Source organism: Serinicoccus marinus DSM 15273 (assembly GCF_008386315.1).
Lineage (GTDB): Bacteria > Actinomycetota > Actinomycetes > Actinomycetales > Dermatophilaceae > Ornithinicoccus > Ornithinicoccus marinus.
This window is the reverse complement of record NZ_CP043808.1, coordinates 626,064-644,073: the sequence shown is the minus strand read 5'-3', so window position 1 is coordinate 644,073 and position 18,010 is coordinate 626,064. Positions and strand designations below refer to the sequence as shown.

General features: G+C 73.8%; 11 protein-coding genes, 2 tRNA genes and 3 pseudogenes. 7 read left to right on the top strand and 9 right to left on the bottom strand.

The features are described from left to right. Positions 1 to 71 precede the first annotated feature (71 nt). The 9 genes and pseudogenes from FU792_RS03190 to argS form a co-directional block, all read right to left on the bottom strand. Positions 72 to 1,082 carry an MraY family glycosyltransferase gene (locus tag FU792_RS03190; RefSeq protein WP_338101150.1) on the bottom strand — a complete coding sequence of 337 codons (1,011 nt, stop codon included), beginning with the start codon at positions 1,080 to 1,082 and terminating at the stop codon, positions 72 to 74. A gap of 161 nt (positions 1,083 to 1,243) precedes the next feature. After that, a pseudogene (locus FU792_RS03185) lies at positions 1,244 to 2,544 on the bottom strand (serine hydroxymethyltransferase). Positions 2,545 to 2,554: 10 nt separating this feature from the next. Beyond that, the gene (locus FU792_RS03180) at positions 2,555 to 3,421 is read right to left on the bottom strand and encodes an L-threonylcarbamoyladenylate synthase (RefSeq protein WP_028130909.1); all 867 of its coding nucleotides are present in this window, start codon (positions 3,419 to 3,421) and stop codon (positions 2,555 to 2,557) included. Between the two features lie 323 nt (positions 3,422 to 3,744). Further along, the gene (prmC, locus tag FU792_RS03175) at positions 3,745 to 4,602 is read right to left on the bottom strand and encodes a peptide chain release factor N(5)-glutamine methyltransferase (protein WP_022924403.1); all 858 of its coding nucleotides are present in this window, start codon (positions 4,600 to 4,602) and stop codon (positions 3,745 to 3,747) included. Next, positions 4,599 to 5,678, bottom strand: a complete 1,080-nt coding sequence (gene prfA / locus FU792_RS03170; RefSeq protein ID WP_028130910.1) for a peptide chain release factor 1 — start codon at positions 5,676 to 5,678, stop codon at positions 4,599 to 4,601. Before prfA ends, prmC begins: the two co-directional genes overlap by 4 nt. 141 nt (positions 5,679 to 5,819) lie before the next feature. Beyond that, entirely contained in the window at positions 5,820 to 6,035 is a 216-nt protein-coding gene (gene rpmE, locus FU792_RS03165) for a 50S ribosomal protein L31 (protein WP_022924405.1), read from the bottom strand. A 109-nt stretch (positions 6,036 to 6,144) separates the two neighbouring features. After that, positions 6,145 to 8,161: pseudogene (gene rho / locus FU792_RS03160) on the bottom strand (transcription termination factor Rho). Between the two features lie 249 nt (positions 8,162 to 8,410). Next, positions 8,411 to 9,417 (bottom strand): annotated as a pseudogene (locus FU792_RS03150) (homoserine dehydrogenase). Between the two features lie 59 nt (positions 9,418 to 9,476). Continuing rightward, on the bottom strand, positions 9,477 to 11,150 hold the full coding sequence (gene argS, locus FU792_RS03145; protein WP_022924408.1) for an arginine--tRNA ligase: 1,674 nt from the start codon (positions 11,148 to 11,150) through the stop codon (positions 9,477 to 9,479). A gap of 84 nt (positions 11,151 to 11,234) precedes the next feature. Here argS and FU792_RS03140 point away from each other — a divergent pair. The 7 genes from FU792_RS03140 (at position 11,235) to selD (ending at position 18,010) form a co-directional block, all read left to right on the top strand. Beyond that, positions 11,235 to 11,306, top strand: a tRNA-Arg gene (locus tag FU792_RS03140). A gap of 42 nt (positions 11,307 to 11,348) precedes the next feature. Next, positions 11,349 to 11,442, top strand: a tRNA-Sec gene (locus FU792_RS03135). Between the two features lie 57 nt (positions 11,443 to 11,499). After that, on the top strand, positions 11,500 to 12,384 hold the full coding sequence (locus tag FU792_RS03130) for a class I SAM-dependent methyltransferase (protein WP_161600189.1): 885 nt from the start codon (positions 11,500 to 11,502) through the stop codon (positions 12,382 to 12,384). Continuing rightward, on the top strand, positions 12,360 to 13,754 hold the full coding sequence (locus FU792_RS03125; RefSeq protein ID WP_022924409.1) for an FAD-binding oxidoreductase: 1,395 nt from the start codon (positions 12,360 to 12,362) through the stop codon (positions 13,752 to 13,754). The genes FU792_RS03130 and FU792_RS03125 overlap by 25 nt, the downstream gene beginning before the upstream one ends. Next, complete coding sequence (selA, locus tag FU792_RS03120; protein ID WP_237739998.1) at positions 13,751 to 15,100, top strand: L-seryl-tRNA(Sec) selenium transferase; 1,350 nt, start codon at positions 13,751 to 13,753, stop codon at positions 15,098 to 15,100. Before FU792_RS03125 ends, selA begins: the two co-directional genes overlap by 4 nt. After that, positions 15,097 to 16,902 carry a selenocysteine-specific translation elongation factor gene (locus FU792_RS03115; protein ID WP_022924411.1) on the top strand — a complete coding sequence of 602 codons (1,806 nt, stop codon included), beginning with the start codon at positions 15,097 to 15,099 and terminating at the stop codon, positions 16,900 to 16,902. The genes selA and FU792_RS03115 overlap by 4 nt, the downstream gene beginning before the upstream one ends. A 385-nt stretch (positions 16,903 to 17,287) precedes the next feature. Further along, complete coding sequence (gene selD, locus FU792_RS03110) at positions 17,288 to 18,010, top strand: selenide, water dikinase SelD (RefSeq protein ID WP_238706036.1); 723 nt, start codon at positions 17,288 to 17,290, stop codon at positions 18,008 to 18,010.

Genomic DNA, 18,010 nt, shown 5'->3' with positions numbered 1-18,010 from the left:
CATCTCAGGGCGACGCGCTTGTGAAAGTTATCACAAGCACGAGGTATGCCACGAACCCGCTGGTCACAGGCCTACGTCGAGGTGGCGTCGGAGGCCCGCGCCGGCTCGGCACGCCAGGTCAGCCCCACGGCCAGGACGAGTAGCCCGAGGATGCCGGTCAGCGAGACCCAGAAGGGCAGGTAGGCGAAGGACACGCTCCCCGCCGCGATGAGCAGGGCCCAGAGGTAGAGGAGCACCACCGCCCGCCGGTGGCTGTGCCCGATGTCGAGCATCCGGTGGTGCAGGTGGCCGCGGTCCGGCTTCCAGGGCAGCTGACCCGCCCTGGTCCGCCGGGCGATGGCCAGCACCATGTCGAGGAAGGGCAGGGCGAGGATGGCGAGCGGGATGAGGATCGGGAGCAGTAAGGCCGTCGCCGCGGAGGCGCTGGCGACCGAGGAGTTCGGGTCCACCGACCCCGTCATCGAGATGGTCGCCGCCGCGAGCAGCAGGCCGAGCAGCAGCGCCCCGGCGTCCCCCATGAACAGCCGCGCCGGGTGGAAGTTGTGCGGCAGGAAGCCCAGGCATACCCCGATGAGGGCGGCGCTGATGAAGGTGGCCTCGGAGAAGACGTTGGGCGGGTCGAAGTTGCGGCTGACCAGGTAGGTCCAGCCGAAGAACGCCCCTGCCGCGATGAGCACCACGCCCGCCGCGAGCCCGTCCAGCCCGTCGATGAAGTTCACCGCGTTGGTGGAGATGACGACGACGAGGATGGTCAGGGTGACCATCACCGGTTCAGGAAGCACAGTCACGCCCAGGATCGGCAGCGACTCCAGCTGCACGCCGTAGAACGCCATGATCCCGCCGGCGAGCACCTGCCCGGCCAGCTTGGTCAGCCAGTCCAGCTCGCGGATGTCGTCCATGGCCCCGAGCGCGGTGATGAGGACCGCGGCCGCCAGCACGCCGAAGAGTCGGGGCGTCGCGTCGAAGAGCTGCCCGTGGTAGGGCAGCTGGGAGCCGAGCAGCACCGCCGCCGCGAAGCCCAGCAGCATGGCGACTCCGCCGAGCCGAGGGATCGGCACCGAGTGGACGTCGCGGTCGCGCACCGCCGTGATGGCGCCCAGGCGCAGGGCGAGGCGGCGGACCAGGGGGTGGCCAGGTAGGTCACGATCGCTGCTGTCAGCAGCACCATCATGAACTCGCGCACCGGCGCCTCTCCCCTCTCGGCGGCTCGCGACGGCGGTATGCCGCGCGGCCCCGTCCCGAGTCAACCCGCGGCGGGCTCGGGGTAGGCGGGGTAGGACGTCACGAGCTCGCCGACCTGGGCCCGGATCTCCCGGGCCACCGGGTGCTCCGGGTCGCCGTCGGTCTCGGTGACGGCCCGGTGGATGAGGTCGGCGATGGTGCCCATCTGCTCGGTGCCCATGCCCTGGGTGGTGACCGAGGGGCTGCCCACCCTGATGCCCGAGGCCACGTTGGGCTTCTCCGGGTCGAACGGGATGGCGTTCTTGTTGAGCACGATCCCCGCGGCGTCGCAGCGGGCCTCGGCGTCCCTGCCGGTGACCCCGACGCCGCGCAGGTCGTGCAGGGACAGGTGGGTGTCGGTCCCTCCCGTGATGGGACGGATGTCGCGGGCGTCGAGCGCACCCGCCAGCGCGGCGGCGTTGTCGAGCACCTGCTGGGCATAGGCCTGGTAGGCCGGGGTCATGCACTCGGCGAAGTTGACCGCCTTGCCGGCGACACCGTGCATGAGCGGGCCGCCCTGCATCATGGGAAGACCGCGCGGTCGATCTTCTTGGCGTGCTCCACCTTGCAGACGATCGCCCCGCCGCGCGGACCGCGCAGCACCTTGTGCGTCGTGAACGACACGATGTCGGCGTGCGGCACCGGCGACGGGATGACCTTGCCGGCGACCAGCCCGATGAAGTGGGCGGCGTCCACCCAGAAGATCGCGCCGACCTCGTCGGCGATCGCGCGGAAGCGCTCGAAGTCGATGAGCCGCGGGATCGCCGAGCCGCCCGCGAGGATGATCTTGGGCCGGTGCTCCTTGGCCAGCGCCTCGACCTGGTCGTAGTCGATGTCCTCGGTGTCCTGGGCGACGCCGTAGTGCACGGCGTTGAACCACTTGCCCGAGAAGCTCACCTTGAAGCCGTGCGTGAGGTGCCCGCCGTGGTCCAGGGACATGGCCAGGATGGTGTCCCCCGGGGAGGCGAAGGCGCCGTAGACCGCCTGGTTGGCGCTCGCCCCGGAGTGCGGCTGCACGTTGGCGTGGTCGGCGCCGAAGAGCTCCTTGGCCCGCTCGATGGCGAGCTTCTCCACCTTGTCGACCTCGGCGCACCCGCCGTAGTAGCGGGCGTCCGGGTAGCCCTCGGCGTACTTGTTGGACAGCGTGGACCCGAGGGCGGCGAGGACCGCCGGGCTCGTCTGGTTCTCGCTCGCGATGAGCTGGATACCGGCCCGCTGCCGGTCCAGCTCGGAGACGAGGAGCCCGGCGATGTCCGGATCCTGCTCCAGCAGCGCGGAGAAGGAGGGGCCGTAGTAGGTGTCCGGACTCACGCGGGTCGTCATGGCCCTCACTCTAGGGGGTGCTCGGCTCCCCCGCGGAGGAGGTCGCGGGGATGGTGCGCATCGATCCCGAGGCCGCCGGGACCCCGCTCGGTCGCACCGACCCGACGAGCGTCGCCCGGTCGTCCTGGGCTCCCTCGTCCTCGTCGGCGTCCGGCTCCTCGGGTATGCCGTCGTGCTCCCCACCCTCAGCGGCGGGCTCGGCGTCCGAGGGCGAGTCGTGCAGGACGGTCGTCCCCAGCACCGCCCGGATGTCCTCGGCGCTGAGCGCACCGGGGCGCAGCACGACCGGCTCTTCCCCCGTGCAGTCGATGATGGTCGACGGGTCCCCGCCGGTCCGCGGACCACCGTCGAGATAGGCGGCGACCGCTCCGCCGAGCTGGTCCAAGGCCTCCTGCGCCGTCGTCGCGGTCGGCTGACCGGTGACGTTGGCGCTGGTCACGGCCAGCGGCCCGACCTCGGCCAGCAGGCTCAGGGCGATCTCGTCGTCCGGCATGCGTAGCGCGACGGTGCCGTTCGTCTCACCCAGGTCCCACTGCAGCGAGGGCTGGGCCCGCAGCACGAGCGTGAGCGGCCCGGGCCAGAAGTGGCGCATGAGCATCCGGGCATACATCGGCAGGTCGGTCGCCAGGCCGTCGACGGTCCGCGGGTTCGGCACCAGCACGGGCGGAGGCATCTCGCGCCCGCGGTGCTTGGCCGCGAGGACCATCGCCACCGCGACGACGTCGAAGGCGTCGGCACCCACGCCGTAGACCGTGTCGGTCGGCAGGACCACCACCTTGCCCTCGCGGACCACCTCCGCGGCACGGGCGAGCGAGGACTCGCGCTGGTTCTCCTCCGTGCAGTCGAGCAGGCGGTCCTGCAGCGGCGTGGCGGACATGGGGCCTCCGGGATCGGGCAGGGACGTGGAGCCGAACCATCTTCCCACGACCGGGCCGGGGCGCTTCGACTTGCAGGGGTCAGCGGGCGGCAGTTGGCTGGAGCATTCCCGACGCGGGCGCCACCCGGCGCCCGCCCGACCTCAAGGACGTGGACCGTATGCGTGGAAGCAACCTCATCTGGACCATCGTGGGCATCCTGCTCATCATCGCCCTGCTGATCTTCATCTTCTGATCGTCAGTTTTTGACCCACCGGAATTCGACCTTGGTTTTCGTCGCCATGGCGACGGAACCCAAGGTCGAATTCATGCAAGGGGGTGTGCCTCAGCGGGCGGGCCGCGTCGCCGCCACCACCCGGGGGCGCCCGGTGAGGTCCTCGTGGTCGACGACGTCCACCCAGCCCGCGGTGACGAGCAGCTCCACGATCGCCTCGCCCTGCACGTCCGCGTGCTCCATGAGCAGCACCCCGCCGGGGCGGAGCAGCTCGCACGCGCGCCCGGCCACCTCGGCCGGGACCCGCAGCCCGTCGGCGCCGCCGCCGTAGAGCGCGAGCCCCGGGTCGTGCTCGCGCACCTCGACGTCAACCGGGACGGCGTCCGGCGGGATGTAGGGCGGGTTGCACACCACGACGTCGATCCGGCCCAGCAGGTCGGCGAAGGCCTCCTGCGCCTCCCCCAGCCGCAGGTCGACGTCGGCACCGAGCGCGGCGACGTTGGCGCGGGCATACCGGTATGCCTCGCGAGACAGCTCCACGGCGCCCACCCGGGCGTCCGGTCGGGCCACGGCGATCGCGAGCGCGACCGCCCCGCTGCCGGTGCACAGGTCGACGACGACCGGCTCCCGCAGCGGCGCCAGGTGCCGCAGCGCGAGGTCGACCAGCGTCTCGGTCTCGGGACGCGGGACGAAGACCCCCGGCCCCACGTTCAGGTCCAGCCCGTGGAAGTGCGCGGTGCCGGTGAGGTGCTGCAGCGGCTCGCGCCCCGCGCGGCGGACCACCAGCTCGAGGAAGCGGGCGTGCGCCTGCGCCCCGACGCTCTCGCGCAGCACCCGGCCCCGCCGCACCTGGGAGACGTCCTGACCGAGGGCGTGCGCGAGCAGCAGCTCGGCGTCGACCCCCGGGCTCGGCACCCCCGCGCCGGCCAGCCGCCGGGTGGCGGCGCGGACCAGCTCGTCGACGGTCACTGCCGGCCCACGGCGTCCAGCCGTGCGGCCTCGTCCGCGTCCACGGCCGACTGGACCACGGGGTCGAGGTCGCCGTCGAGCACCTGGTCCAGGTTGTAGGCCTTGAAGCCGGTGCGGTGGTCTGCGATCCGGTTCTCGCCGAAGTTGTAGGTGCGGATGCGCTCGCTGCGGTCCACGGTCCGCACCTGACTACGCCGGGCCTGGCTGGCCGCCGCCTCGGCCTCCTCCACCGCGATCTGGTGCAGGCGCGCGCGGAGCACGCGCAGGGCCGACTCCTTGTTCTGCAGCTGGCTCTTCTCGTTCTGGCAGGAGACGACCAGACCGGTCGGCAGGTGCGTGATCCGGACGGCCGAGTCGGTGGTGTTGACCGACTGCCCGCCGGGTCCGGAGGAGCGGAAGACGTCGATCTTGAGGTCGTGCGGGTCGAGGTCGACCTCGGCCGGGTCCTCGATCTCGGGCATGACGAGCACCCCGGCCGCCGAGGTGTGCACCCGGCCCTGGCTCTCGGTGACCGGCACCCGCTGCACCCGGTGGACGCCGCCCTCGTACTTCAGCCGGGCCCACGGCGCGTCCCCCGGCTGCGGCGTGCCCGGCGCCGCCACCGACACCCGGGCCTCCTTGTAGCCACCGAGGTCCGAGGGGGTGGCGTCGAGCATCTCGGTCCGCCAGCCCCGCCGCTCGGCGTAGCGCAGGTACATCCGCATGAGGTCCCCGGCGAAGAGTGCCGACTCCTCGCCGCCCTCCCCGGCCTTGACCTCGAGGATCACGTCGCGGTCGTCGTCCGGGTCGCGCGGCACGAGCTGGCGCCGCAGGTGCTCCGCCGCGTCGCCGGCCGCCTGCTCCAGGTCGGGCAGCTCGGCCGCGAAGGCCGGGTCCTCCTGCGCCAGCTCGCGCGCAGCCTCGAGGTCACCGGTCGCCGCCTCCCAGGACCGGTATGCCGCGACGACCGGCCCGAGGGCGGCATACCTCTTGTTGAGCCGCCGCAGCGCCGAGGGGTTTCCGTGCACCGCGGGGTCGGCGAGCTGCCGCTCGATGTCCGCGTGCTCCTCGAGCAGCGGGAGCGCGGAGTTGAACACCGTGTCGAACACCGTGACCTCCTTCGATCACCGCGGGCCGGTGGGACCGGCGCTGTCTGGTCCGGCACCGGACGTGACCGGCGCGTGGGACGGCGAACGCCGGCCCCGCGAGCATCTCGCGGGACCGGCGTTGCACGGGTCCTAGCTGGCGGCCTTCTTGCCGTAGCGCTCCTGGAAGCGGGCCACACGCCCACCGGTGTCCAGGATCTTCTGCTTGCCCGTGTAGAACGGGTGGCAGTTGGAGCAGACGTCGGCGCTGATGCGGCCGGACGTGGCGGTGCTCCGGGTGGTGAACGACGCGCCGCAGGTGCAGGTGACCTGGGTCTCGACGTACTCCGGGTGGATGTCCTTCTGCATGTCTCTCCTCGGGATGGCGTGTGTCCCCGGGTCGCCCGCGCGACTGCGCGGACGTGAACCGGTGGGCCAGCGGATCAGTCTACGTGATCTGGACGGTCCGGCGGACCGCTCAGTCCTCGTCGTCCAGCCGGACCGAGCTGGTCTGCTGGACCTGGGTGAGGAACTCGTAGTTGTGCTTCGTCTTCTTCAACCGGTCGATGAGCAGTTCGATTCCCTGCTGCTGGTCGAGCGCCGCCAGGACCCGGCGGAGCTTCCACATGATCTTCAGCTCCTCCGAGCTCATGAGGATCTCCTCGCGCCGCGTGCCGGAGGCGTTGATGTCGACCGCCGGAAGATCGGCGGTTGGCGAGCTGGCGGTCGAGCTTGAGCTCCATGTTGCCGGTGCCCTTGAACTCCTCGAAGATGACCTCGTCCATCTTGGAGCCGGTCTCCACCAGAGCGGTCGCCAGGATCGTCAGGGAGCCGCCGTTCTCGATGTTGCGCGCGGCGCCGAAGAACTTCTTCGGCGGGTAGAGCGCGGCGGAGTCGACACCACCGGACAGGATCCGGCCCGAGGCCGGGGCCGCCAGGTTGTAAGCCCGGCCCAGGCGAGTGATGGAGTCCAGGAGCACCACCACGTCGCCCCCCATCTCGACCAGGCGCTTGGCCCGCTCGATCGCCAGCTCGGCGACCGTCGTGTGGTCGCTGGCCGGGCGGTCGAAGGTCGAGGAGATGACCTCGCCCTTGACCGCACGCTGCATGTCCGTGACCTCCTCCGGGCGCTCGTCCACGAGGACGACCATGAGGTGGACCTCAGGGTTGTTCGTGGTGATCGCGTTGGCGATGGCCTGCAGGATCAGGGTCTTGCCCGCCTTGGCCGGCGCCACCAGCAGTCCGCGCTGGCCCTTGCCGATGGGGGCGACCAGGTCGATGATCCGGGTGGTGAGGTTCTTCTGCTCGGTCTCGAGCCGCAGCCGCTGCTGCGGGTAGAGCGGGGTGAGGCTGGAGAACTCCGGCCGGCGGCGCGCCTGCTCCGCCTCCTGGCCGTTGATGCTGTCCAGCCGCACCAGCGCGCTGAACTTGCCCTTGTCCCGCTTGTTGCCGGTCGAGGACACGGTGTGCTGCCCGGCGTCGCTGCCCTCCTGCGGTGCCTTGATCGCTCCGGTGACGGCGTCACCCTTGCGCAGACCGTGGCGCTTGACCATGCCCATCGGCACGTAGATGTCGGTCGGGCCGGGCAGGTAGCCGGTGGTGCGGATGAAGGCGTAGCTGTCGAGCAGGTCGACGACACCGCCGACGGGGACGAGCACGTCCTCCTCGGTGTAGCTCTCGGCCTCCTGCTGGCCTCCGCCGCCACCACCCTGCTGACCGCCGCGCCCCCGCTTGCGGTCGCGGTTGCGGTTGCGGTTGCGACGGCGCCCGCGGCGGCCGCCCTCGTCGTCGTCCCAGCCGTCACGGTCGTTCTCGCCCTGGGCCCGCTGGCCCTGGCTGTCGCCCTGCTGCCCCTGGTCGCGGCGGGACTGCCCGCCCTGGTCGCCCTGGTCGCGGCGGGACTGCCCGCCCTGGTCGCCCTGGTCCCCCTGGCGGGACTGCTGGCCGCCGTCGCCCTGGCGGTCGCGCTGACCCTGCTGCCGGTCGCGCTGCTCGTCCTGGCGGTCTGCCGACCCGCCGGCGCGGTCGTCACGGCGCTGGTCGCCGCGCTCCTCGGCCTGCGTGGCGCCAACCTGGTCCTGGGCCTGCTCCTGCCCGCGCTCCTGCGCCGAGCGCGGCGCACCCGCGGACGACCCACCCCGGCGGCTGCGGCGGGTGCGGGACCCGCCGCCCGCGGCGCCGGTCTCCTCCCGCTCGGCCTGGGCGCGGTCGAGCGCGGCCTCCAGACCCGTGACGCCGCCGTCCTGCACGGCCGGCCGCTCCTGCGACGGACGGGTGTCGTCGGCGGACCGGTCCTGGCCGGCCTCCGGACGCGCCGCACCGTTGCTGGAGGCAGCACCCCCACGCTGCTCCCGGATGGCGGACACGAGGTCGGCCTTGCGCATCTTGGGGTTCACGGTGATGCCCATGCCGGACGCGAGCTGCTGCAGCTCGGCCAGGCGCAGGGTGCTCAGCGCGCCCGTGCGGGTCGCGCCGGCGTCGGTGATCTCAGTCACGTGGGATTCCTTCCCCCTCGGCCTCTGCCGTGTCGGGGTCTGAGGTGTCGTGGTGCGCGTGGACGGCACCACGGTCGGTCTCGCACGGGGTTGGACCGGAGTGCGGCCTACGGATCAGGACACGTCACTGATGGTCGCAAGGCCCGTGCGTGTGAGATGCCTCGGAGCCGGCCAGAACCGGTCGGCGTGTGTCACGAGACGCCCTCAAGATAACACGCACGGCGCGCCGATCCATACCGGACCGGCCGGTTACGAGCCCGCGACCGCGAGGCCGGCCCGCACGATGTCCGCGAGCACGGCGGAGGCGGTCTCGTCCCCGCCGGCTCCGGCCCCGACGAGCCGCACCGGTCCGGCCAGGGCGGCGTCCAGCTCGACGACGTTGGTGCCGCCGCGGGCCTGGGCGAGCGGGTCGGCGGCCGGGAGCACCTCGGGGCGCACCGTGGTGCGCACCCGGCCCCCCGGGACCCGCTCGGCGGTCGCGACCAGCTTGAGCACCCCGCCCTGCTCCGCGGCCGCGGCGAAGTCGGCGTCGGTCAGCCCCGAGATCCCGGTGACGTCGACCTCGTCCAGCGGCGCGGGCACACCCCAGGCGGTCCGGGCGAGGATGGCGATCTTGGCCGCGGCGTCGAGTCCCTCCAGGTCCTCGGTGGGGTCGGCCTCGAGGTAGCCCAGCTCACCGGCCTGGCGCACGGCGTCGGCGAAGGGGACCCCTCCCGGGCGACGAGGTCGAGGACGTAGTTGGTCGAGCCGTTGACGATGCCCCGGATGCGGGTGATCTCGTCCCCCGCCAGGGCCTCACGCACCACCGACATCACCGGCACCGCGGCCATGACCGCCGCCTCGAGGTGCAGCCCGCCGCCGTGCTGCTGCGCCAGCGCGTGCAGCTCCTCGCCCTCACGTGCGATGAGCTGTTTGTTGGCCGTGACCACCTGGACGCCGCGGCGCAGCGCGCCACCCATCAGCTCACCGGCGGGCTCCAGGCCACCCATGACCTCCACGACCACGTCGGCCCGCTCGGCCAGGGTGCCGGGGTCGTCGGTCAGCAGCGCTGAGGGTATGCCCTCCCGCTCCCGCCGGGTGTCGCGCACCGCGACGCCCAGCAGCTCCACCGGGCGGCCCAGGCGGGCGGCATACCGGTCGGGGTGCTGCAGCAGGGCGCGGGCGACGGCCGCGCCGACGGTCCCGCCACCGAGCAGGGCGACGCGCAGCGGCAAGGACCCTGAAGAGGTCGCGGAGGTCGAGGTGGACGAGGACACGGGCGGCTCCAGGGGGTCGGGGCGGGGAGGTGCCGGGCGGGGGCGGGGTGCCCCGGCGCTCACATGCGCTCGGGTGCGGTGACGCCGAGCAGGCCCAGGCCGTTGGCCAGCACCTGCCGGGTGGCGTCGTTCAGCCACAGGCGGGTGCGGTGCAGGTCGGTGATCTCCTCGTCGGCGCTCATCGGCCGGACCCGGCACTCGTCGTACCACTTGTGGAAGTGGCCCGCGAGGTCCTCGAGGTAGCGCGCCACCCGGTGCGGCTCGCGCAGCTGGGCCGCCTGCGCCACGACCCGGGGGAAGTCCCCGAGCGCGGCGAGCAGCGCCGACTCGGTCGGGTGGCCCAGCAGCGCCGGGTCGAAGCCGTCCTCGCGACACACCCCGTCCTCGCCGGCGAGCCGGGCGACGTTGCAGGTGCGGGCGTGGGCGTACTGCACGTAGAAGACGGGGTTGTCATTGGTCCGGCGGGCCAGCAGGTCCAGGTCGATGTCGATGCTGGTGTCCGACGAGCTCCGGGTCAGCGCGTAGCGCGCGGCGTCCACGCCGACCGCCCCGACGAGGTCCTCGAGGACGACGACGGTGCCCGCACGCTTGGACATCCGGACGGGCCGCCCGTCCTTGACGAGGTTGACCAGCTGGCCGATGAGGATCTCGAGGTTGACCCCCGGCTCGTCGCCGAAGGCCGCGCACATCGCCATCATCCGCTGGACGTAGCCGTGGTGGTCGGCGCCGAGCATGATGATGGCGCGGTCGAAGCCGCGCTCCCGCTTGTCGAGGTAGTAGGCGAGATCCCCGGAGATGTAGGCGGGTCGTCCGTCGCTCTTGATGACGACCCGGTCCTTGTCGTCACCGTGCGCGGTCGTGCGCAACCACAGGGCGCCGTCCCGCTCGAACATCTCCCCCTGCTGCTGCAGCCGCTGGACGGCCCGCTCGACCGCGCCGGACTCGTGCAGCGAGTTCTCGTGGAAGAAGACGTCGAAGCGCACCCCGAAGTGCTCCAGCGAGGCCTTGATCTCGTCGAACATCAGCGCGACGCCGGCCTGCCGGAAGGTCTCCTGGGCCTGCGCCTCGTCCTGCTCGAGCACCTCAGGGTGCTGCCGGACGACCTCGGCGGCGATGTCGTCGATGTAGGCACCGGCGTAGCCGTCCTCGGGGGCCTGCTCCTTCCGGGCCGCGGCGAGGAGGGACCGGGCGAAACGGTCGATCTGCGCGCCGTGGTCGTTGAAGTAGTACTCCCGCATCACGTCCGCGCCGCTGGCCTCCAGCACCCGGCCGAGCGCGTCCCCGACCGCGGCCCACCGGGTGCCTCCGAGGTGGATCGGCCCGGTCGGGTTGGCGGACACGAACTCCAGGTTGATGCGCTCCCCCGCGAAGGTCTCTCCCCGTCCGTAGGCCTCACCCGCCTCGACGATGCCTCGGGCCAGCTCACCCGCGCTCGCGGCGTCCAGCGTGATGTTGAGGAAGCCCGGCCCGGCGACATCGACCGCCGCGACCCCGTCGACGCGCTGCAGCCGCCCGGCGACGACCTCGGCGAGCCGGCGCGGGGGCATACCCGCGCGCTTGGCCAGTTGCATCGCGACGTTGCTCGCCCAGTCCCCGTGCTCGCGGCTGCGCGGCCGCTCCACGCGCAGCTCCCCGACGGCCGGCAGGTCGGCCTCGGCGAGGGCCAGGTCGCCGGTGCCGGCGGCCTCGGTCAGCACGGCATGGATCGCTGCAGCGAGCTGTTCAGGGGTCACCCGCACCAGTCTAGGGGCGCGGTATGCCGGGCCCGAACCGGGATTTCGGCCACCCTGCGGGCGCTGCTAGAGTTGTCGGCTGTTGCCCCCGTAGCTCAGGGGATAGAGCACCGCCCTCCGGAGGCGGGTGCGCAGGTTCGAATCCTGCCGGGGGCGCTCCCCTCCTCACCGAGGGTGCGCAGGCAACAGGTCTGCGAGGGAGGTGTCAGGGTTCCTGGTGGGCCCCCCGGGTTTCAAACCCGCGGAACGGCGACTCGTCGTCGTTGGCAGGTTCGATTCCTGTCCGCCTCCGCTCCTCCCGCCTTGCTAGGCTGCCCCGCGACATCGACGCCGCGAGAGGGTGGTGGCCGTGCAGCAGGGTCGCACCAGCAGCACCGCCCTCCTCGTGGCGCTCAGCACCGTCTTCCTCTCCCGCCGACCGCGCGAGCGCGACCTGCTCCCCGCCGGCGCGGCGGAGCAGACCGAGACCCTCCTGGGGGCCGTCGCACCGGGCCGGACGCGGCTCGTGGGGGCGCTCTCGCGTCCGCCGCTGCACCACCTCGTGCGCCTGCTCGAGCGCTCCCTCCTGCCCGGCATCCAGCGGCACTACGCCGCCCGCAAGCGGGCCATCGAGGAGGCGGCCCGGACCGCCGTCGCCGAGGGGGCCGAGCAGCTCCTCGTCCTCGGCGCCGGGCTGGACACGCTCGCCACCCGGGTCGCCCGCGACCTCCCCCACGTCCGGTGCGTCGAGGTGGACCACCCGGCCACCCAGGCGGTCAAGCGGCGGGCGCTGGGCGAGGGCATACCGGAGAACCTCCGGCTGCTCCCGGTCGACCTGTCCACCCGCTCGCTGCGGGACGTCGACGAGCTCGACCGGGGGCTGCGCACCGTCGTCGTGCTCGAGGGCGTGAGCATGTATCTCACCGAGGAGGCGGTGCGGGACATCCTGGGCGCCTGCGCGCAGCTCCCGACCGGTTCGCAGGTGCTCTGGACCTTCGTGCACCCGGACGACGCCGGTCGGCTGCGCTTCCACCGCGCCGGTGGGTGGGTCGACACCTGGCTGGACCGCCAGCACGAGCCCTTCACCTGGGGACTGCCCGTCGACGCGGTCCCCGGCTTCGCCGCCCCGCTCGGGCTGGAGGTCGAGGAGATCCTCGACGCCGCCGACCTGCGCACGCGCTACCTCGACCCGCTCGGGCTCGAGGGGGACCTCGCGGAAGGAGAAGCCGTATGCCGGTGCCGGACCAGCCCGTGACCCTCAACGACCTGCACTCCCGGCTCAACGCCACCCGGGTACGCACCCTGCTGGAGCCGACCTCGACCGCCGAGGTGGTCGGCGCCGTGCGCGCGGCCCGGGACCGATGCCTGCCGGTCTCGGTGTGCGGCGGGCGGCACGCCATGGGTGGCCAGCAGTTCGGCGCCGACGCCGTGCAGCTCGACCTGTCCCGGCTCACCGGGGTGCACTCCTTCGACCCGGAGCGCCGCCTGCTGACGGTCGGGGCCGGGATCCAGTGGCCCGCGCTGGTGGCCGAGCTGGAGCGCCGGTCGGCGGGGCTGGAGACGCCGTTGACCTTCCGGCAGAAACAGACCGGTGCCGACCGGCTGAGCCTCGGTGGGGCGCTGTCGGCCAACGTGCACGGTCGCGGCCTGCGCTTCCGCCCCTTCGTCGACGACGTCGAGTCCTTCGTCCTCGTGGACGCCGACGGCGAGGTGCGGCACTGCTCGCGGGAGGAGGACCACGACCTGTTCGCGCTGGCCATCGGCGGCTACGGCCTCTTCGGGGTGATCACCGAGGTGACGCTGCGGCTCGTGCCGCGCCAGCACCTGCGCCGGGACGTCGAGGTCGTCGACCTGCAGGAGATCGAGTCCTCCTTCGAGGAGCGCCTCGGTCGCGGCTACACCTACGGCGACTTCCAGTTCATGACCGACCCGGCCGCCCCGGGCTTCCTGGACCGCGGGGTGCTCGCGGCGTATGCCCCCGTGCCCGACGACGTCCCGCTCACCGCGGACCCTCGCGAGCTCACGGCGCAGCGGTGGCAGCAGCTGCTGACCCTCGCGCACACCGACAAGGCCCGGGCCTTCGACCTCTACTCCGAGCACTACCTGGGCACCGACGGACAGGTCTACCGCTCCGACCGGCAGCAGCTCGGGGTCTACGTCGACGGCTACCACGACTCGCTCGACGGCCCGCCGGCCAGCGAGATGATCACCGAGGTCTACGTGCCACGCACCGAGCTGGGCTCGTTCATGCGGGCCTGCCGCGAGGACTTCCGGGCGCACGAGGTCGAGTGCATCTACGGCACCGTGCGGCTCATCGAGCCCGACGAGGAGAGCTTCCTGCCGTGGGCGCAGGGGCTGCGCGCCTGCATCATCGTCAACCTGCACGTCCAGCACGACGAGGCGGGGATCACCAAGGCCGCCGACGACTTCCGCCGCATCATCGACCGGGCGCTGGAGCGCGGCGGGTCGTTCTACCTCACCTACCACCGCTGGGCGACCCGGGAGCAGCTGCTCGCCGCCCACCCGCGGCTGCCCGCCTTCCTGGAGAAGAAGCACGAGCACGACCCGGACGACGTCTTCACCAGCGAGTGGTACCGCCACCTGCGGCGGACGCTGGCGGGGTGAGGCGGGTGGTCGACCCGCGCCGCGGCATACCCTCCACCGACGCGGTGCTGCGCGACCTCGCCGTCTCCCCGCACGTGGCCGAGGTGGGACGGGACAGGGCGGTGCCGCTCGTCGCCGACGCGCAGCGACGTGCCCGGGCCGGTGACCTCGACCCGGGCGCGGTCGTGCGGACCGTCGCGGCGCAGCTGGCGGCACTCGACCCCGGCCCGGGGACGCGGCCGGTCCTCAACGCCACCGGTGTCGTCGTGCACACCAACCTCGGTCGTGCACCGCTGAGCGAGGCGGCCCGGGGGGCCCTCGTCGACGCGGCGGGCTACACCGACGTCGAGCTCGACCTCACCACCGGCGCCCGCGGGCGGCGAGGGGCAGGGACTCTCGAGGCGCTGCTCGCCGCGGTGCCCGAGGCGCAGGACGCGCTCGTCGTGGGCAACGGCGCGGCCGCGCTGCTGCTGGCCACCACCGCGCTCGCCGCCGGTCGCGAGGTGGTCGTGAGCCGGGGCGAGATGATCGAGATCGGCGACGGCTTCCGGCTGCCCGACCTCGTCGAGTCCGGCGGGGCACGGCTGCGCGAGGTCGGCACCACCAACCGCACCCACCTGCGCGACTACGAGCAGGCCCTGGACCGGACCGGCGCGGACGTCGGCGCGCTGCTCAAGGTGCACCCCAGCAACTTCCGGGTGGAGGGCTTCGTGAGCAGCGTCCCCGTGGCCGACCTGGCCGGGCTCGCCGACGCCCGGCAGCGGCCGCTGGTCGTGGACCTCGGCAGCGGCCTGCTCGAGCCGGACGTCGACCTGCCCGAGGAGCCGGATGCCCGCACCACGCTGCGCGCCGGGGCCGGGCTGGTCACCGCGAGCGCCGACAAGCTTCTCGGCGGCCCGCAGGCCGGGGTCGTCCTGGGCCGGGCCGACCTGGTGGCCCGGTTGCGCCGCCACCCGATGGCGCGCGCGCTGCGTGTCGACAAGCTCACGCTCGCCGCGCTCACCGCGACGGTGCGTGGGCGTGCCACCACGCCGGTGACGCTGGCCCGGCGGGCCCGGGACGGGCAGCTGCGCGAGCGTGCCGACCGTCTCGCCGCCGCGCTGCGCGACCACGGGATCACCGCCGAGGTGGTCCCGCACGACGGGCGCGTGGGCGGTGGTGGCGCGCCAGGCATACCGTTGGCCGGCTGGGCGGTCGCCGTGCCCGAGCCGCTGGCGGCCCCGCTGCGGGCCGGCCGTCCGGCGGTGCTCCCGCGGGTGCACGACGGGGCCTGCCTCCTCGACCCGCGGTGCGTGCCGACCGAGCAGGACGACGTGCTCGTGCGGGCCGTGGTCGCCGCCGCCCGCGCGGCGCAGCCCGGGCGATGACCGTCGTCGCCACCGCGGGTCATGTCGACCACGGCAAGTCGACCCTGGTCCGCGCGCTGACCGGCATGGAGCCGGACCGCTGGGAGGCGGAACGGCGCCGCGGGCTCACCCTCGACCTCGGGTATGCCTGGACCACGCTCCCCCGCTCCGGCGCCCTGGCCTTCGTCGACGTGCCCGGTCACCGCCGCTTCATCGGCAACATGCTCAGCGGTCTGGGGCCGGTGGCCGCGGTCCTGCTCGTCGTCGCCGCCGACGGCGGCTGGAGCGCGCAGTCGGAGGAGCACCTGCGTGCCGCGCACGCGCTGCGGCTGCGGCACGGGGTGCTCGCGGCGACCCGTGCGGATCTCGCCGACCCGACCGCCGCGCTGGGGCAGGCGCGGGAGCGGCTCGTGGGGACGAGCCTCGCGGGCATCCCGGCGACCTCCGTGTCGGCCCGCACCGGCGCCGGTCTGGTCGAGCTGCGCGAGCTGCTGGACTCCTGCGCCGCGGGGATGCCCGCTCCGCCCGCCGACGCGCCGGTCCGGCTCTGGATCGACCGTGCCTTCACCGTCCGCGGCGCCGGCACCGTCGTCACGGGGACCCTGCCCGCGGGGACGGTCGCGGCGCAGGACCGGTTGCTGCTGACCCCGCCCGACGGGTCGCGGCCCCGCGAGGTGGTGGTGCGCGGGGTCCAGACCCTGGGTGAGGACGTCGGGCGCGTGGAGGGCGCGGCGCGGGTCGCGCTCAACCTGCGCGGGGTGGACCTGTCCGACGTCGGTCGGGGACAGGCCCTGCTGGGCGCGGAGCGGCCGTGGTGGCGCACGGACACCAGCGACGTGCTGCTCGACGACGGCGTCGATGCCCTGCCCGCCCAGGTGACGGTGCACGCCGGGACGGTCTCCGTGCCCGGCAGGCTGCGCACCCTCGACGGGCACCACGCCCGGCTGCACACCGAGCTCCCGCTGCCGCTCGTGCTGGGCGACCGCCTCATCCTGCGGGACCCGGGCCGCGAGGGGGCGATCGTCGGGGCGGAGGTGCTCGACCCGGTGGCCCCGCCGCTGCGGCGCAGCGGCGCCGCCCGGAAGCGGGCGGCGGCTCTGCGTGGGGATCCCGGCGAGGACACGTCGGGCGGGGCAGCACGGGGTGCGGACCGCGCGCCGAAGGGGGGGACGGACGCCGTGGCGACGAGCGCAGTCACCGGCGTGGAGCTGGGCGGCCGCCGCGTCGCTGCGGCGACCGCCGACCTGTGGGTGGGGGCGCTGACCACGCTGGTGGCTGACCGGGCGGCCGCGGACCCGCTCGACCCCTGGCTGCCGCTCGGCACCACCGTGGCGACCCTGCGCCGCCAGGTCGGGGTGCCCGACCGGCTCGTGCTGGAGGCGGTCGCGGCACGCGCGAGCCTGGTGGTCCGCGACGACCGCGTGGGGCCCTCGCCCGGCAGCAGCCCCGGACCCACGACGACCTCGGGGGCGCTCCCAGGCGACCCGCCGGGCCTGGCCGCGCTCCTGGGGCGGCTCGCCGACGACCCGTTGGACGCCCCCACCCGGCCCGAGATCGAGGTCCTGGGCGTGGGACGGCGGGAGATCGCGACCGCGAGCGCGCGCGGTGCGCTGCTCCGGCTGCCGGGCGAGGTGCTGCTCGGCCCGGACGCCCCGGCCCGGGCCCTGAGGGCGCTCGCCGACCTGCCGCAGCCATGGACGACGAGCACGGCGCGCGAAGCCCTCGGGGTCAGCCGGCGGGTGACGATCGCGCTGCTCGAGCACCTGGACGCGCGCGGGCATACCCGACGCGACCCGGAGGGCACCCGCACGCTGCTCACCTGATCCGCTGCGCAGGGTGGACATGGCGATCTGGGCGCCGCGCCCCAGAAGGCTGTGTCCACGTCTCCTAGAGTCCCGGTATGCCCGAGCGCACGACCGCAGATCCCTCGACCGCCCCGCGACTCACCGCGCTGGCTGCCGGCGGCGGCTGCGCCTGCAAGATCCCGGCCGGGCGTCTGGAACGGCTTGTCGACGGGCTGCCGACCCCGGGCGGTGACGTCGCCGACCGGCTGCTCGTCGGGCTGGAGCACGGCGACGACGCGGCCGCCGTGCGGCTGGACGGCAGGACCGCGGTGCTGTCGACCGCCGACTTCTTCACCCCCGTCGTCGACGACCCCCCGACTGGGGCCGGATCGCGGCCGCCAACGCGCTCTCCGACGTCTACGCCATGGGCGGCACCCCGGTGCTGGCGATCAACCTGCTCGGCTGGCCCGCGGACCTCGACGACGACCTCGCCCGCGAGGTGCTCCGCGGCGGCGCCGAGGTCGCCGCCCTCGCGGGCTTTCCGCTCGCCGGCGGTCACTCCGTCACCTCCCCCGAGCCGCTCTACGGACTCGCCGTGACCGGGACCGCCCGCGCCGACGCGCTGATCCGCAACGACGCCCGCGGACCCCGGTCTGCCCGTCACGCTCACCAAGCCGCTCGGCACCGGCATCCTCAGCAACCGCCACGGCCGGACCGGCGAGGTCTTCCCGAGGCGGTGGCGACCATGACGGCCCTCAACCGGGAGGCCTCGGCCGACGCCGTCGGCGCGGGGGTGCGCGCCGGCACGGACGTCACCGGGTTCGGGCTGCTGGGGCACCTGTGGAAGTTGTGCCGCGCCTCCGGCGTCGCGGCCGAGATCGACGTCGCCGCCGTGCCCACGATCCCCGGCGCGCGGGAGAGCCTGACGGCGGGCTACCTGCCCGGCGGGAGCCGGCGCAACCTGGACTGGGTGCGGCCCCACCTCGAGACCGGCGCCGGCGTCGATGAGGACGACCTGCTCCTCCTCGCCGACGCCCAGACCAGCGGCGGCCTGCTGCTCGTCGGCGAGGTGCCGGACGGCGTCGGCACCCTGATCGGCCGGACCGTGCCGGCCGCGGGGGGAGGCCCGACCCTGCACCTGCGGTGA

Excerpts from the sequence above, each read along its gene's own strand:
- rpmE (WP_022924405.1), bottom strand. The coding sequence starts at position 6,035 with ATGCAGAAGGACATCCACCCGGAGTACGTCGAGACCCAGGTCACCTGC.
- FU792_RS03125 (WP_022924409.1), top strand. The coding sequence starts at position 12,360 with ATGCCGGTGCCGGACCAGCCCGTGACCCTCAACGACCTGCACTCCCGG.
- FU792_RS03115 (WP_022924411.1), top strand. The coding sequence starts at position 15,097 with ATGACCGTCGTCGCCACCGCGGGTCATGTCGACCACGGCAAGTCGACC.
- selD (WP_238706036.1), top strand. The coding sequence starts at position 17,288 with ATGGGCGGCACCCCGGTGCTGGCGATCAACCTGCTCGGCTGGCCCGCG.
- FU792_RS03180 (WP_028130909.1), bottom strand. The coding sequence starts at position 3,421 with ATGTCCGCCACGCCGCTGCAGGACCGCCTGCTCGACTGCACGGAGGAG.